Annotated in this window: 16 protein-coding genes; 7 read left to right on the top strand and 9 right to left on the bottom strand. The window is 61.8% G+C overall.

All coding sequences use genetic code 11. From position 1 onward, the window contains the following. On the bottom strand, positions 1–360 hold a 360-nt coding region (locus tag MPJ51_RS17405), incomplete at its 3' end, for a LysE family transporter (protein ID WP_298389275.1). Next, positions 360–929: an XRE family transcriptional regulator gene (locus MPJ51_RS17400; RefSeq protein ID WP_298389273.1), complete on the bottom strand. Its 570-nt coding sequence runs from the start codon at positions 927–929 to the stop codon at positions 360–362. The genes MPJ51_RS17405 and MPJ51_RS17400, both read right to left, overlap by 1 nt. A gap of 117 nt (positions 930–1,046) precedes the next feature. Between MPJ51_RS17400 and MPJ51_RS17395 the strand changes: the two genes are divergently transcribed. Further along, complete coding sequence (locus MPJ51_RS17395; protein ID WP_298389271.1) at positions 1,047–1,322, top strand: DUF1294 domain-containing protein; 276 nt, start codon at positions 1,047–1,049, stop codon at positions 1,320–1,322. Positions 1,323–1,324: 2 nt separating this feature from the next. Here the strand turns inward: MPJ51_RS17395 and MPJ51_RS17390 are convergent, their stop codons facing one another. Together MPJ51_RS17390 and MPJ51_RS17385 are read right to left on the bottom strand one after the other, a co-directional pair. Beyond that, positions 1,325–1,774, bottom strand: coding sequence for a GAF domain-containing protein (locus tag MPJ51_RS17390; RefSeq protein ID WP_298389269.1), 450 nt, complete (start codon positions 1,772–1,774; stop codon positions 1,325–1,327). A gap of 92 nt (positions 1,775–1,866) precedes the next feature. Continuing rightward, positions 1,867–3,039 carry an acetyl-CoA C-acyltransferase gene (locus tag MPJ51_RS17385; RefSeq protein ID WP_298389267.1) on the bottom strand — a complete coding sequence of 391 codons (1,173 nt, stop codon included), beginning with the start codon at positions 3,037–3,039 and terminating at the stop codon, positions 1,867–1,869. Positions 3,040–3,141: 102 nt separating this feature from the next. On the opposite strand from MPJ51_RS17385, the gene MPJ51_RS17380 reads away from it, so the two are divergent. The 3 genes from MPJ51_RS17380 (at position 3,142) to MPJ51_RS17370 (ending at position 5,743) form a co-directional block, all read left to right on the top strand. After that, on the top strand, positions 3,142–3,480 hold the full coding sequence (locus MPJ51_RS17380) for an STAS domain-containing protein (RefSeq protein WP_298389265.1): 339 nt from the start codon (positions 3,142–3,144) through the stop codon (positions 3,478–3,480). Positions 3,481–3,503: 23 nt separating this feature from the next. Further along, entirely contained in the window at positions 3,504–3,953 is a 450-nt protein-coding gene (locus MPJ51_RS17375) for an ATP-binding protein (RefSeq protein WP_298389263.1), read from the top strand. Between the two features lie 212 nt (positions 3,954–4,165). Beyond that, positions 4,166–5,743: a gamma-glutamyltransferase family protein gene (locus tag MPJ51_RS17370; RefSeq protein ID WP_298389261.1), complete on the top strand. Its 1,578-nt coding sequence runs from the start codon at positions 4,166–4,168 to the stop codon at positions 5,741–5,743. A 34-nt stretch (positions 5,744–5,777) separates the two neighbouring features. On the opposite strand, the gene hspQ is transcribed toward MPJ51_RS17370, so the two are convergent. Next, positions 5,778–6,104: a heat shock protein HspQ gene (gene hspQ, locus MPJ51_RS17365; protein WP_298389292.1), complete on the bottom strand. Its 327-nt coding sequence runs from the start codon at positions 6,102–6,104 to the stop codon at positions 5,778–5,780. 80 nt (positions 6,105–6,184) lie between these two features. Here hspQ and MPJ51_RS17360 point away from each other — a divergent pair, with 80 nt between their 5' ends. Together MPJ51_RS17360 and MPJ51_RS17355 are read left to right on the top strand one after the other, a co-directional pair. Then, the gene (locus MPJ51_RS17360) at positions 6,185–7,066 is read left to right on the top strand and encodes an AEC family transporter (RefSeq protein WP_298389259.1); all 882 of its coding nucleotides are present in this window, start codon (positions 6,185–6,187) and stop codon (positions 7,064–7,066) included. Positions 7,067–7,126: 60 nt separating this feature from the next. Then, entirely contained in the window at positions 7,127–7,708 is a 582-nt protein-coding gene (locus MPJ51_RS17355; RefSeq protein ID WP_298389257.1) for a lytic transglycosylase, read from the top strand. A gap of 16 nt (positions 7,709–7,724) precedes the next feature. Here the strand turns inward: MPJ51_RS17355 and MPJ51_RS17350 are convergent, their stop codons facing one another. From MPJ51_RS17350 to MPJ51_RS17335, 4 genes are all read right to left on the bottom strand, one after another. After that, entirely contained in the window at positions 7,725–8,321 is a 597-nt protein-coding gene (locus MPJ51_RS17350) for an outer membrane lipoprotein carrier protein LolA (RefSeq protein WP_298389255.1), read from the bottom strand. Positions 8,322–8,360: 39 nt separating this feature from the next. After that, positions 8,361–11,234 (bottom strand): DNA translocase FtsK, encoded by a 2,874-nt coding sequence (locus MPJ51_RS17345; RefSeq protein ID WP_298389253.1) that lies wholly within the window; start codon positions 11,232–11,234, stop codon positions 8,361–8,363. Between the two features lie 14 nt (positions 11,235–11,248). Then, on the bottom strand, positions 11,249–12,430 hold the full coding sequence (locus tag MPJ51_RS17340; RefSeq protein ID WP_298389290.1) for an aminotransferase class I/II-fold pyridoxal phosphate-dependent enzyme: 1,182 nt from the start codon (positions 12,428–12,430) through the stop codon (positions 11,249–11,251). Positions 12,431–12,539: 109 nt separating this feature from the next. Next, entirely contained in the window at positions 12,540–13,868 is a 1,329-nt protein-coding gene (locus MPJ51_RS17335) for an amidase family protein (RefSeq protein WP_298389251.1), read from the bottom strand. A gap of 90 nt (positions 13,869–13,958) precedes the next feature. Here MPJ51_RS17335 and MPJ51_RS17330 point away from each other — a divergent pair, with 90 nt between their 5' ends. Further along, positions 13,959–15,185: an FAD-dependent monooxygenase gene (locus MPJ51_RS17330; protein ID WP_298389249.1), complete on the top strand. Its 1,227-nt coding sequence runs from the start codon at positions 13,959–13,961 to the stop codon at positions 15,183–15,185. The last annotated feature ends 51 nt before the right edge of the window (positions 15,186–15,236 follow it).

The raw sequence follows: 15,236 nt of genomic DNA, 5'->3' as shown, positions 1-15,236 counted from the left end.
GGGGTTGATCGTGGCCACCGCCAGCGCGTGCAGATAGACATGCCGCGCCGGACGCTCGGTCGTGGGTGCGGGTTTAGAGGCATTGATCCAGCCGCGAATGCCCAGCCAGATCAGAAACCCCGCGCCGATCAGCTTGGCGATGAAGAACCCGGTAGGTGAGGCGGCGATCAGGGCCGTCACCCCCAGCGCCGACAGGATCAGAAAGGCGCTGGCCTGCGTCAGGATCGCCAGCACCCCAAGCATCGCCTTGGGCAGCGGCAGGCTCATCCCGTTCGAGATGCAATTGACCGCGTTCGGCCCCGGGGTGGTGACGAACACCACCCAGAACAGCGCGAATATGGTCCAGGCCTCGAAACTCATCAGTAGACCGGCGGGGCGATGACCCAGATGGCGACGGCGGGTTCGTCATAGGGGTTCGACCACAGATAGGGTTCATGTTTGATGCGGAAACTGTCGCCGGGCCCGACAGTGTATTCGCGGCCCCCGATGGTCAGGTCCAGACGGCCCGAGACGATATAGCCGACCTCTTGCGTCGGGCGGTTGGCCTGTGTCTGCATCCGGGATCGGGGCTGAAAGGTGGAATGCACCATTTCGAAATCATCGGTCAGGTCGGGGGACAGCAGTTCCTCAATCAGCCCTTCCTCACCCGACCCCATCGGTCGGCGCGAGCCCACGCGGACCACGTAACCTTGTTCGCTGGCCGGGGCGGCGGAATGGGCAAACAGCATCGACATCGGCACGCCCAGACAATCGGCGATCTGACGCAGGTCGGAGATCGAAGGGTCCGACATGTCCCGCTCCACCTGACTGAGCCATCCGACCGAGCGGTCAAGCCGCGTCGCGATCTCGGTCAGCGTTAACCCACGCGCCTTGCGCAGGGCGCGCAGATCGGCACCAAGCGTTGCACTTTGGGGGGCTTGATCGTTCAAGAAATGCTCCGACTCGTCGTGAAATTTTAACCTTGAATTTCACGGTGCCTCGAATCGGTGAAAATTCCAAGCATTTTTTCACTTGGGTCTGGTGCGGGGTTTGGCTATGGCAGATGCATGTGGATCGCGGTGGCCTATCTCTGGGCGGTCAATGGCCTGACATTGCTGGCTTTTGGCTGGGACAAATTGCACGCGCGGCGCCGGAAACGGCGCGTGCCCGAGCGCCGATTGTTATGGCTGGCCGCCCTGGGCGGCAGCCCCGGCGCGGTGCTGGGTCGGTGGATGTTTCGACACAAGACCAGAAAGCGGGGGTTTTCGGTCTGGTTGTTCGGGATTCTAGGCGTTCAGCTGGCGATTTGTGTCGCGCTGACGCGTATGGATTTGCCGATCTAAGGTCAGGAGAAGACCTGTTTCAGAATATCCTCTAGCGCCGTCGCATCCATTTCGGTGAATGCATCCGGTTGATTGCTGTCGATGTCGAATACGGCAATGATCTCTCCGCTCTCGTCTCGTACGGGCAAGACCAGTTCCGACCGGGTTGAGGACGCGCAGGCGATATGGCCGGGAAAGGCGTCCACGTCCGGGACCAGTTGCGTTTGCCCGGTTCGGGCAGCGGCCCCGCAGACGCCACGGTCGAACGGGATCACAAGGCAGCCATGCCCACCCTGATAGGGGCCGATTTTCAGCAAGCCCGGTTCAGTGACGCGGTAGAAGCCGGTCCAGTCAAAGCGATCATCGGCGTGGTGGACCTCACACGCGACGGTGGCCATCAGGGCGACCTGATCGGTTTCCCCTTCGGTCAGGGCGGCGATGGCTTTGGCAAGCGTGTCGTATTCGGCTGTCATCGTGGTGCTCTTGCGTTGGGGGGAAGGGGCGCTGCCCCCTCTTGAGCCTGCGGCTCAATTCACCCCCGGAGTATTTGGAAAAAGGTGAAGGGTCAAATGCGTTCGATGGCGATGGCGATGCCTTCGCCGCCGCCGATGCAAATCGCAGCGACGCCGCGTTTGAGGTTCCGTTTTTCCAGCGCGTTCAGCAGGGTGACCATGATCCGGGCACCCGATGCGCCGATGGGATGGCCCAGCGCGCAGGCGCCGCCGTTCACGTTCACGATCTCGCGCGGCAGGCCCATTTCATGCATGAAGGCCATGGGGACGACGGCGAAGGCTTCGTTAACCTCCCACAGGTCGACGTCTTCTTTGCGCCAGCCGATTTGCGACAGCAGTTTCTGGGCGGCAGGTACCGGAGCGGTGGTGAACAGGCCCGGCGCTTGGGCATGGCTCGCGTGCCCCAGGATGCGGGCACGCACGGTCAGGCCCTGCGCCTGCGCTGCCTCGGCAGAGGCCAGCACCAGAGCCGCAGCGCCGTCCGAGATTGACGAGGAATTGGCCGCCGTGACCGTGCCATCCTTGCGGAAGGCCGGTTTCAGGGTCGGGATTTTCTCAGGGCGGGCGGATTTTGGTTGTTCATCTGTCGCCTGTGTCACCTCACCCTTTCTGCTGCGCACCGTGACCGGGGCAATTTCGGTGTCGAAAGCATCATTGTCCTGCGCGGTCAATGCGTTGGACAAGGATTGCAGGGCGTATTCATCCTGCGCCTCGCGCGTGAACTGATAGGCTTCGGCGCAATCCTCGGCGAACGTGCCCATCAGGCGGCCTGTGTCATAGGCGTCTTCCAACCCGTCGAGGAACATGTGGTCGACCACCTGACCGTGGCCGATACGAGCGCCGCCGCGCATCTTGGGCAGCAGGTAGGGGGCGTTCGTCATGCTCTCCATCCCGCCTGCAACCATTGTGTCGGCATGGCCCAGCGCGATCTGGTCGAAAGCCATCATCGCGGCCTTCATGCCCGAGCCACACATCTTGTTGAGTGTCGTGGCCGGCACCTCTTCGCCCAGACCGGCGGCAAATCCGGCCTGACGCGCGGGGGCTTGCCCCTGCCCGGCGGGCAGAACGCACCCCATCAGAACCTCGTCCACGGTCTGTGCGCCCGCGCCGTGCAAGGCAGCCCGGATGGCGGTGCCGCCCAATTCGGCTGCCGCAACCCCGTCGAACATACCTTGAAACCCGCCCATCGGCGTGCGCGCCGCGCCTGCGATCACAACCTCTTTCATCGTTTGCCCCTCTCCTGAAAATCCATCTCATGGATACCGAATGGTAAGAAATCCCGTCTAGCGTATTTCTACGATCATTTCTTAGACCGGAGGGCGGTTGACATGGCGCTAAGCAGCACCACGACCGGCGAGACACAGGTTATCACGGTTCATTGCGACCGCATTGATGCGGCCATGGCCATTCAGTTCAAGGAAGATATGCGGGCGCAATCTGATGCGGGCGCCAGCCGGGTCATTCTGGACCTGTCTACCGTCGAGTTTATCGACTCCAGCGGTTTGGGCGCGATTGTCGCGTCCATGAAACAGCTCGGTGACGGTTGCAGGCTGGATCTGGCCGGTCTTCACCCGGTGGTGGAGAAAGTGTTTCGCCTGACGCGGATGGATACGGTGTTCAAACTGTTCACGTCACTGGATGACGCCTTGACCGCAGGTATGGATTGATATCGGGGCAGGAGTAGATCGGCGTGGCCTGCAACGGTGATATGGAATGTCTGGACCTGAGCTTTCAGGCCATCGATGCCCGGGCAAGCACCGGGATCGCGCTGCTTGGCACTCGGTTGACGGAATTGGGGGTGCCGACACATCGGGCCGGGGATATCAAGATCGCCTTGGCCGAAGCAATCAATAACGTGGTCGAACATGCCTATGCCGACATTCCGCCCGCCGCCATTCGCGTGAAATGCTGCCTGTGCCGCGATCAGCTAGAGGTTCAGATTCTGGATACAGGCAACCCGATGCCCGGGCTGCAAGTACCCGACGGCGTTCCGGCCTCGGTCGAAACGACGCGGCAAAACCTGCCCGAAGGCGGCTTTGGCTGGTTCCTGATTCGTCAGTTGACCAGCGAAATCCGCTATGAACGGCAAGAGGGACGCAACCTGCTGTTTCTTCGGTTCGACCTTACGGATATGTCATAACTGGCCAGAAATGGTCACAATAACGCCCAGATCGAACCATTGTAGCGCCGCAAACGGACGTCAGAAAAAAGGGGTAGCTCAGATAGCTTCCCTCGGCGCCTAACGTCACAGCCCCCACCCAGTGAACGGCGCCGAGGACTTCCCCCTTCTTCATCAGTGGACAATCCGCGCGACCGACTTACTGTCTGCCTGTTTGATAACAGGAGACACTCATGCGGGATTTGCACATGCCGGGCCGGTCCGAAGTTCTGGCAACCAATGGGATGTGCGCAACATCGCATCCGCTGGCCGCCAAAGTGGCGCTGGATATTCTGGCGCGGGGCGGCAATGCGATGGATGCGGCCATTGCCGGGGCGGTGTTGCTGGGCATTTGCGAGCCGCAGATGACGGGCCTCGGCGGGGATTGCTTTGTGCTGTTTAACCGCGCTGGGGAAGATACCGTTCGCGCCCTGAACGGTTCTGGTCGCGCGCCAGCCCGGGCGGATGCGGCGGTGTTGCGCGACAAAGGGCTGCAAGCTGTTCCGTTGCATGGGCCCGAGGCGGTGACCATCCCGGGCGCGGTCGATGCCTTTTGTCATCTATCGGAAACCGAAGGCCGCATTGGTCTGGACGCGATCTTGCAGCCTGCGATCCATTATGCCGAAACCGGGGTGCCCGTGGCCCCGCGTGTGGCGTTTGACTGGGCCTCGGACGAAAGCACGCTGCAAGGCGCGGCGCGGGATCACTATTTGCTGGACGGCAAGGTTCCGCAAACCGGACAGGTGTTCCGCGCGCCAAGGCAGGCCGAGGTCCTGCGCCGCATCGCCCGCGACGGGCGTGATGCGTTCTATACCGGTGAGATTGCCGAGGACATGTTGGCCGCGCTGACGACGCGAGGCGGTGTGCATAGCGCCCAGGATTTCACCGACGTGAAATGCGACGAAACCCAACCCGTCAGTGGGGACTACGGCGGAATCGAGCTGCTGGAGCATCCGCCCAACGGTCAGGGCGCGACGGCGATCCTGCTGCTCAACATCCTGAAACATTTTGATCTTTCGGGGATGGACCCAAGGGGCGCCGAGCGTATTCATATCGAAGCAGAAGCCACCAAACTGGCCTATGACGCCCGCAACCGCTTTATCGCCGATCCTGACAGCACCACCGGGATGGAGCGGTTTCTGGCCCCTGAGACCGCCGCGCACCTGGCCGCGCTGATCGACCCGCGTCGCGCGATGCAGGCGGCGGCGCCTTTGACCGAGGCGGTGCATAAGGACACGGTCTATATCACCGTGGTGGACCGTGACCGTATGGCGGTGTCGCTGATTTACTCGATCTTCCATGGCTTCGGGTCAGGCATCGCATCAGACAAGTTCGGCATCCTGCTGCAGAACCGCGGTGCAGGCTTCACCCTGCAAGAGGGGCACCCGAATGAAATGGCCGGCGGCAAACGCCCCATGCATACGATCATCCCCGGTATGTTGCGACAAAATGGCCGTGTCATGATGCCATTTGGCGTGATGGGCGGAGCCTATCAGCCCACCGGCCATGCCCGGTTCCTGTCGAACCTCACGGACTATGATCTGGAGCTGCAAGAGAACCTGAACGCCCCACGCGCATTTGCCGATGGCGGTGTCTTGAAACTCGAACGCGGGCACGGCGACGCGGTTCGGCAACAATTATCGGGAATGGGCCACATTATCGAAACACCGGAAACACCGCTTGGCGGAGCGCAAGCGATCCGCATCCTCGACAGCGGTGTTCTGGTCGGCGCAAGCGACCCCAGAAAAGACGGTTGCGCCCTTGGATATTGATCGGCGGGCCGGGCTGCCCGCAGGGGCCGTAAAATCAGTTCAGCTGAAAATGCAGGGGGTACGAACCGTCCTGAAACGGGCCGAACATGTTGGGGATATCCGGGTGGTCCACGGGCTCACCCGATTGGTCCTCAACCAGATTTTGTTCAGAAACATAAGCAACATAGAAGGATTGGTCGTTCTCTGCCAGCAGGTGGTAGAACGGCTGATCCTTGACCGGACGGCTGTCTTCAGGAATGGCTTCATACCATTCTTCCGAATTCGCGAATTCCGGATCGACGTCAAAAATCACCCCCCGAAAAGGGTGTCTGCGATGCCGGACCACCTGGCCCAAACCGTATTTTGCGTGTGTCTTCAACATTGTTTCAGCCCCCAAAGCATTTACTACCTCTTTCCGGGCCGAAAAGCCAATCATTGATCTGAAATTCGGGGAAACAGTCTGTGAACCTCCTTCTTACAGTGTTCGAAATCGTGGCGCCAGTCTTCCTGCTGTCGGGGATCGGCTTCACCTGGTTCAAACTCGGCTTCGAATACCGGCTGGAATTCGTCACCCGTCTGGCGGTGACGCTGGCGGTGCCCAGCCTGATCTTCGTGGCGCTGATGCAGACCGAAATCCCGGGCGGAGAGTTGACCCTGTTCACCCTGGCCGCCATCGCCGCCCATGTCGGGCTGGCCGCCCTGTTCTGGGTCTTCGTCCGGGTGACAGGGTTGGAGCAGCGCACCTATCTGTCGCCGTTGATCTTCGGCAATACCGGCAATCTGGGCTTGCCGCTGTGCATCTTTGCCTTCGGGCAGGCGGGGCTGGGCTATGCGGTGATCTTTCTGGCGGTGACCGCGCTGTTTTCTTTTACCTACGGTATCTATCTGGTCGCAGGCCGGGGCGCTTTCGGCAAGGTCCTGCGCGAGCCGATGGTCTGGAGCACACTGCTGGGCGCGCTGTTTCTGTGGCGCGGCTGGCAGACGCCGCTGTTTCTGACCAACACGCTGGACCTGCTGGGGCAGATGGCGGTTCCGATGATGCTGATCACCGTAGGCGTCGCCATTGCCCGGCTGACCACCCGCAAAATCGGGCAGGCCATCTGGCTGTCGCTGATCAAGCTGATCGTTTGCTTCGCCTTGGGTTGGGGTTTGGGCCTCATCTTCCCTCTGGAACCGGTCGCCTTTGGCGTTCTGGTTCTGCAGATCTGCACCCCGGTTGCCGTCACCTCTTACCTGCTGGCCGAACGGTTCAAGGCCGATGCCGACGCCGTTGCGGGGATGGTCATGGTCTCGACCCTGCTGTCTGTCGCGGCGTTACCCCTGATCCTGGCTATTATTCTGTAGCGATTGTGATTTCCTCAGGACGCAATCTGCGCTAGAATAAAAGAAAAAGGCACGAGGCACATGAGCAGAATTCTATTCGTACTCTTAGGGGTGCTGCTTTTGGCATCCTGTGGGGGCGGCTCCAAACAGCCGCCCAGCAGATTGAACGACGCGTGCAGCATTGCGCGCGAAAAACCTGACTATATCAAGGCTTTCAAAAGCACTGAACGCAAATGGGGTGTCCCCGTCCATGTTCAGATGGCCACGATCTATCAGGAAAGCCGCTATCGTCATGATGCGCGGACCCCGCATAAATACGTGCTCGGTGTGATCCCGATGGGCCGACAAAGCAGCGCCTATGGCTTCAGCCAGGCTCTGGACGGCACGTGGGAGGAATACCAGCGCGAGACCGGCAAGCGCCGCGCCAAGCGGGATCGCATCCGCGACGCGTCGGATTTCATCGGCTGGTACATGAACAAAACCTACGAACGCAACGGCATCCACCCCAGCGACACGCGCAACCAGTATCTGGCCTATCACGAAGGCCACACAGGTTATGCGCGCGGCAGCTACAACAGCAAATCATGGTTGCTGAACGTGGCCGATGATGTGGACGCACGGGCGCGGGTGTATCAGGCACAACTGGCGACTTGCCGTCACTAAGGCATCTGCGGGCGGATCAGCGGTTGGCTGATCCGCTGCGCGTTTTGGTGGAAAACAGGCTCTGATCCAGCTTGCCACCCTCGGTCAGCTGGCCCAGCAGAACGGTTGTCTGACCACCCGCATTGTCGTGGATCACCCATTTGCGCAGCTCCACCGGATCGCCGGTGAACATCAATTCGATCCTGCCATTTTCGGGGTTCTTCGGGTCCTGTGCCGTCACAACGGTTGCGGTCCCGTCGAACTCGTGCCCCACGACCATATTGGCCTGCCCCAGATCGACATTGCGCGCCAGAACCAGTGACAGGGGCGTGCGGCGTAGCGGGTATTGCTCGGGCGGTTGGTTGGATTTCGGATCGAAGATCTGAACCGTCCCGGCACGAGCCAGCACAACGGCGCTGCTGGGCGGATCATATTCGAACCGCATCTTGCCGGGGCGCTGCAGCCACAGCTTTCCGGTGCTCAACGAGCCATCATCGTTCACTTGAGTAAAGCTGCTCTGAACCGTCTTCATCTGGTTCAGGTAGGTCGAGATTTCGGACAGCGGCAGCTTCTCTGCCGCCCAAGCGGCAGGCGCGGCCAGTGTCAAAGCAAGGGCAAAGGCAATCTGTTTCATAAGACCCAGATAAGCGCTTTGCCCTTGTTATTAAATATCCTACTGCTCGGGGACGAGGATTTCCCGCTTACCAACGTGATTTGCAGGCGAAACAACGCCTTCCTCTTCCATCTGCTCGACCAGACGGGCGGCCTTGTTATAGCCGATGGCGAGTTTCCGCTGAATGTACGAGGTCGAGCATTTGCGATCCTTGATCACAATCGCCACCGCCTGATCATACAGGGCGTCTTCGCCATTGGTATTGCCGCCGGTGTTCAGACCCAGAACCGCGTCGATATTGTCGGCTTTTTCCTCAGCCGGGCCATCAACCACACCGCTCATATAGTCCGGCGGGCCGAACTGTTTCAGGTGGTTGACGATTTCCTCGACCTCTTCATCCGAGACAAAGGGTCCGTGGCAACGGGTGATCTTGGCCCCGCCCGCCATATACAACATGTCGCCCTGCCCCAGCAGTTGCTCGGCCCCCATCTCGCCCAGAATGGTGCGGCTGTCGACTTTCGAGGTCACCTGGAACGAAATCCGGGTCGGGAAGTTCGCCTTGATCGTGCCGGTGATCACATCGACCGACGGGCGCTGCGTTGCCATAATCAGGTGAATGCCCGAGGCCCGCGCCATCTGTGCCAGACGCTGAATGCAAGCCTCGATCTCTTTACCCGCGACCATCATCAGGTCGGCCATCTCGTCAACGATGACGACGATATAGGGCATCGCTTCGGGGGCGAATTCCTCGGTCTCGAACATTGGCTCGCCAGTTTCCTCGTCAAACCCGGTCTGGACCGTGCGGCTGAACAGCTCGCCCTTGGCCTGCGCGTCTTTCACGCGACCATTGTAGCCTGCGATGTTGCGGACGCCCATTTTGGACATCTTGCGATAGCGATCCTCCATCTCGCCCACGACCCATTTCAGGGCCACGACCGCCTTTTTCGGGTCGGTCACAACGGGCGACAGCAGATGCGGGATGCCGTCATACACGGACAGTTCCAACATCTTGGGGTCGATCATGATCAACCGGCATTCGTCCGGCGACAGCTTGTACAGCAGCGACAGGATCATCGTGTTGATCGCCACCGATTTACCGGACCCCGTGGTCCCCGCGATCAGCAGGTGAGGCATCTTGGCCAGATTGGCCACAACGGATTCACCGCCGATATCCTTACCCAGCGCCAGCGGCAGCGCATGGTTACCATCGCCAAAGTCGCGGCTGGCGAGGATTTCCCGCAGCACCACCATCTCGCGGTTTTCGTTGGGCAGTTCGATCCCGATGACCGAGCGGCCCGGCAGGGTCGAAACCCGCGCTGACAGGGCCGACATCGACCGCGCGATATCGTCGGCCAGACCGATCACGCGACTGGCTTTCAGGCCTGGGGCCGGTTCCAGTTCGTACATGGTGACAACCGGGCCGGGGCGGACGCTGACGATCTCACCTTTGACACCGTAGTCATCCAGCACGTTTTCCAGCATCCGCGCATTTTCTTCCAGCGCCTCATCGCTCAGGTGATGACGCTGAATGTTGGCGGGGTTCGACAGCAGCCCCAAGGGCGGCAGTTCGAAATCCGAATGCCGTTCTTCGAAAGACAGGGTCGGCTGTGCCTCAGCCTGCGCCCGGCGCGAGGGTGGGGGCGCACGGCGCACAGGCTGCGCGACAACGGGCTTGCGCGGCTCGGCCACGGGGATTTTCATCGCGGGGCGGGCCTGCGGGGCGGGCTCAGACATGTCCTCGAACACGGTGTCGTCGTCGAAATCCGCCTCGGGCGCATAGTCCATCTGCGTGGGCTCTTGCCACTCCGGCTCGGCGGTCAGAGGTGGCTCGGAGGGCAGGCCGGTGGCGGTCATGGGTGGCTCGGGCGGCAACTCTCCTCCACCGGCGTTCAGGATCAGCGGGTCCGGGCCGCGTCCGCGCCCTTTGGTCAGGGGCAGGTTCGGATCGGGCTCGGGCGTCATCTCACCGGTTGCGACCTTGCGGTTGCGCACAGCGGCCGAGATTTTCGAGCGGATGCGATCCTCGCCCGGCATTTCCTCAAAGCCTGCAACCGGGTCGGGATCGACCAGTTCGGGTTCAGGCATCGGTTCAGGGCGACGGATCAGGGCGGGCATGCGCGCCAGAAGGCCGGGTTTTTGCGGCTCGGGTTCGGGCTCGAACTCTTCGAAGATCGGATCGGCAAAAGCGACCTCATCTTCCAGAACCGGCTCAATCCGTGCCGCGCGGCGTTCGTCCCATTGCGCGCGACGGTCTCGTGCAGCTTGCGCGGTGGCGGCAGCGCCGCGTCCCAGCAGGGTCATCAGCATGTCATAGGACATCACCAGCCCCAGCAGGAAGGCTCGGAATCCCCGGCGTACATCCGCCTTGGAGAAACCCAGCACAAAGATGCCCAACGCCAGCATCCCGGCAGCCATGGCCAGCGACATCAATTTTACTAGAAAATGCGATGAGATCGGCAGCAGCGTCAGCAACGCGCCCATCACCGTATCGCCAAACAGCCCGCCCAGCCCGTAGCTGTGGGTGGCGCGCCAGGCCTCACCCGGCACCAGTGTTGCGGCGTAAACGGCGACAACGGCAATCCAGATCGGGGCAAAGATCAGACGGGCCACAGCGCGATCTTCGCCAAAATGCCCGGCAAAACGCACGCCCCAGCCGATCAACACCAGCGCGATGGACCAGCTACCCCAGCCCACGATCATGAACAGGGGCGCCGCAATCGAGGCCCCAATCCGCCCCATCCAATTCTGCACCGGCGCGTCGGTCGACACCATCCAGTTCGGATCATCCGGCGTGTAGGACCAGATCATCGCGGCGGCAGCAAAGCCCAGCAGGATCAAGGCGATCCCGATCAGTTCCTTGCTGCGCCGTTCGATGGCGGCCTGCGTGGTGCTGTCCAGTAACGGATCGCGGTTGCGCGCGTTCAATGATGCCATTTTGCCCTCGTACCTCACGAATAGATGCAGTCGCGGAGCGTGATCAGCCCGCGCTGCATCTCTGTTTTTGGGGCCACCATGGCGACCCGGATAAATTGCTCGCCCGGGTTTTGCCCCGGATCGCCTTGGGAAAGATATGCGCCCGGCAGGACCCGAACGCCGGTCTGCTGCCACAGTTTCAATGCGGTTTCCTCGCCGTTTTCCACCGGCAGCCACAGGAAGAACCCGGCCTCGGGCGGCATGTAGCCTTGCACACCGGCAAAAACCTGATCCGCGACGGCGTATTTTTCCTGATAGAGCGCGCGGTTCTCGGCCACATGCGCCTCATCCGCCCAGACCTTGGCGGCGGCGGCCTGTAAGGGTGCCGGCAGTGGCGTGCCCGCATAGCTGCGCAGCAGTTTGACCCGTTTGATCGTCTCTGGTCCGCCCGCAATCAGGCCCGAGCGCAACCCGGCCAGATTGGACCGTTTCGACAGCGAGTTGAACAGGACCACCCGTTCGGGATCCGCTCCAAGCTCCTGCGCGACAGTCAGGGCACCCACGGGCGCGGTGTCGCGGTAAATCTCAGAATAGCATTCATCGGCGAAAATACGGAAATCGTATTTCTCGGCCAGTTGGATCAGTTCAGCCCAATAGTCGCGCGAGGCCACTGCCCCCTGCGGGTTGGCCGGGGAACAGATATAGGCCACTGCGGTGCGGTTCAACACATCCTCGGGCAGCCCGGCATAATCCGGTAGATGGCCGGTTGCCGCCGTGGCGGACACGAAATAAGGCTGCGCCCCGACCGAGATCGAGGCCACCATATAGACCTGATAAAACGGGTTCGGGCACAAAATGATGGGCTGCTGGCCGTTCTTGAGTTCCGGGCACAGCGCCATTGCGGCGTTATACAACCCCTCGCGCGTGCCGTTCAGGGCCATGACATTGACATCCGCGTCCATCGCCACGCCATAACGGCGGTTGATCCAACCGGCGATGGCCCCGCGCAGCTCGGGCGAGCCTTCATTGGGCGGATAGCCCTGAAACCCGGCGGCGTTCTCCATGATTACATCGGTCACCCAGGGTGGGAAATCATGCTTGGGCTCACCAATGGTCATGTGAACGACGTCACCGCCCGGCTGATGGTGATCCAACAGGGCGCGCAGACGCGGGAATGCATATTCCGGTAGGTTCGAAAACCGCTCGGGGAAATTCATCATACTGCCTCAATATTCGGGGTCATTTGCGCCCCGTTTTTTTGGCAGATTACAGGCCCGCCCCTGCTTCGTCCAGACAAAGAGGTGCCGAATCAGGGGATTGTGGCATTCAGGCCAATGCGGATTCGGCGGCGGACCCCAGACGCAAAAGCACCTCTTCCGAGCCGGGATAGCCCAGCATCATCAGCCCGCAGCTGGGGGTTCCGGTGGGCAGGGTCAGCGCCGCAAGCCCCATCAGGTTGCCGATCCGGGTATTGCGCAGGGCCAGCAGGTTTTCAGAGACGTAATAGTCATGATCATTCATCAGCCGGTCCAGATTGGGCGGCAGAATGGGGGCAGACGGGGCCAGAACCGCATCGAACCCGGCGGTGGCCGCATCCCACGCATTGCGGCACGCCTTCAATTTGGCCCAGGCGGCCACATAGTCAGGCCCCGAAGTGCCCTGCCCCATGCGGAACCGCTCCAGAATCTCGGGATACATCGCATCGGGGTTGGCTTCGATCACATCGCGCCACAGGCCATAAGCTTCGGTGGTATAAAGGATGCCGGACAGGGCCATCGCCTCGTGCAGTTCAGGCACCTCCAGCGGGATGATTTCTGCCCCGGCAGCGCGCAGTTTTTCCACCGCCTCTTGATAGGCCGCACGGGGTGCATCGCGCAGATCGTCCTGCGCCACGGTCTGTAATTCGGCAAAGCGGAGACCTTTCAGCGATGCGCCACGCAGATCAGCGGGGCTGCCGCCTTCCAGCAGCGCCAGCATCTGCGCCGCATCCTCGACCGAGCGCGCCACCGGGCCGACCGTGTCAAAGCGCAGACACAGCGGCACGACGCCCTCAAGGCTCAGCCGACCGGCGGTGGTTTTCAGCCCGACCAGATCGTTCCAGGCGGCCGGTATGCGCACCGATCCGCCCGTGTCTGATCCGATGCCACAGGCTGCCAGCCCCCAGGCGACGGACGCCGCAGCGCCCGAGGAAGACCCGCCCGACACCGCATCCTCATCATTGATACAGGGCGGCGTTGCGGTCACCGGGTTCAGGCCGAGGCCCGAGAAGGCCAGCTCGCTCATATGGGTTTTACCCAGACATACCGTTCCCATCGCGGTGGCGTTGCGCAGAACCAGCGCATCTGCATCCGGCACGCGATCCTTCAACAGGGCCGAGCCCGCCTCGGTCACGATCCCCGCGGTGTCAAACAGGTCTTTCCAGCTGATCGGAACGCCATCCAGCAGCGACCGGCGCAGGCCCAGCCTGGCGCGTTCCTGCGCAGCCTGCGCCTCGGCACGGGCGCGGTCGTGGGTGACGCGGGCATAGATGCGGTCCCGATGCGGATGGGCGTCGATGGCGGACAGGTAGGTCTCGGTCAATTCGACCGGATCGATCTGCCCCATCCCGATCCCCCGCCCCAGATCACACGCGGTCATGGTCAGCCAGTCCTGCATCCTGTCCCCCTTCAAGGAATTCTGCCCAAAGCGACGGTAGCGACAGGACTGCACATGGACAATCCCGAAAGGGCGCGCATAGTGCGGGGCATGACTCAAGGTTCCGATATTCTGATCGTAGGCGGCGGGCTGAACGGCCCTGCCCTGGCGTTGGCACTGGCGCAGACGGGGCATTCTGTCACCGTCATCGATTCGCTGGCCGAGGGCGTGCGCAAGAACGCAGCCTTTGACGGGCGGGCCTATGCGCTGGCGCTGGCCTCGCAACGGTTGCTGGATGCCACCGGCGTCTGGGGCCGCGTTGCGGAGCACGCGCAGCCGATGCTGGAGATCAAGGTCACCGACGGCCATGCCGGTGCGGGGCCGTCCCCCTTCTTCATGCATTTCGACCATGCCGAGCTTGAGGAAGGCCCGATGGGCTATATGGTCGAAGACCGCCACCTGCGCCGCGCCTTTTTGGATGCGATGGCCGACGAGGCGCGCGTCACCCGGATCAGCGGCAAGACCGTCACGTCACAACAGGTTGATGCGTCGGACGTGACGCTGATGCTGGATGATGGGTCTACGGTCACCGGAGGGCTAATCGTCGGCTGCGATGGCCGCCGCAGTGGCACAGCCCAACGCGCAGGCATCAAGCGGACAGGGTGGGACTACGGCCAGACCGCGCTGGTCTGCGCCATCGAACATGATCTGCCGCATCACGGCATCGCGCATCAGTTCTTTATGCCCCCCGGTCCTCTGGCAATCCTGCCACTGACCGGCAACCGCAGCTCCATCGTCTGGAGCGAACGGACCGAGGCCGCGCAACATATCAACGCCCTGCCCGAGGCCGAATACCTTCAGGTGTTGCGCCCGCGCTTCGGTGATTTTCTGGGGGATATCAGGCTGCAAGGCGACCGGTTCACCTATCCACTGAACCTGACCATCGCCAATTCCTTCATCACAGACCGGCTGGCATTGGTCGGGGACGCCGCCCATGGCATGCACCCGATCGCGGGTCAGGGCCTGAACGCGGGCCTGCGCGATGTGGGCGCGTTGGCCGAGGTTCTTACACTGGCCGGGCGACGCGGCGAGGATTTCGGCTCGACCCTGGTGCTGGAGCGTTATCAGGAGTGGCGCCGGTTCGATACCGCCGCATTGGCAATGGCGACGGATGTATTCAACAGGCTGTTTTCCAACGACAATCCGCTGCTGCGGATAGGCCGCGATATCGGCATGGGGGTCGTCGGTTCCCTACCCGGCTTGCGCCGCGGTTTCGTGCGCGAGGCCGCCGGGCTGACCGGAGACTTGCCGAAACTGCTGCAGGGTCGTCCGATTTAATCCAGCTCGCGCGCCTCATCCACCAGCATCACCGGGATGCCGTTGCGGATC

Origin of the sequence: Ruegeria sp. (assembly GCF_028066395.1) — a bacterium.
In the GTDB taxonomy this organism is placed as follows: Bacteria; Pseudomonadota; Alphaproteobacteria; order Rhodobacterales; family Rhodobacteraceae; genus Ruegeria.
This window is presented reverse-complemented; position numbering and strand designations above follow the sequence as displayed.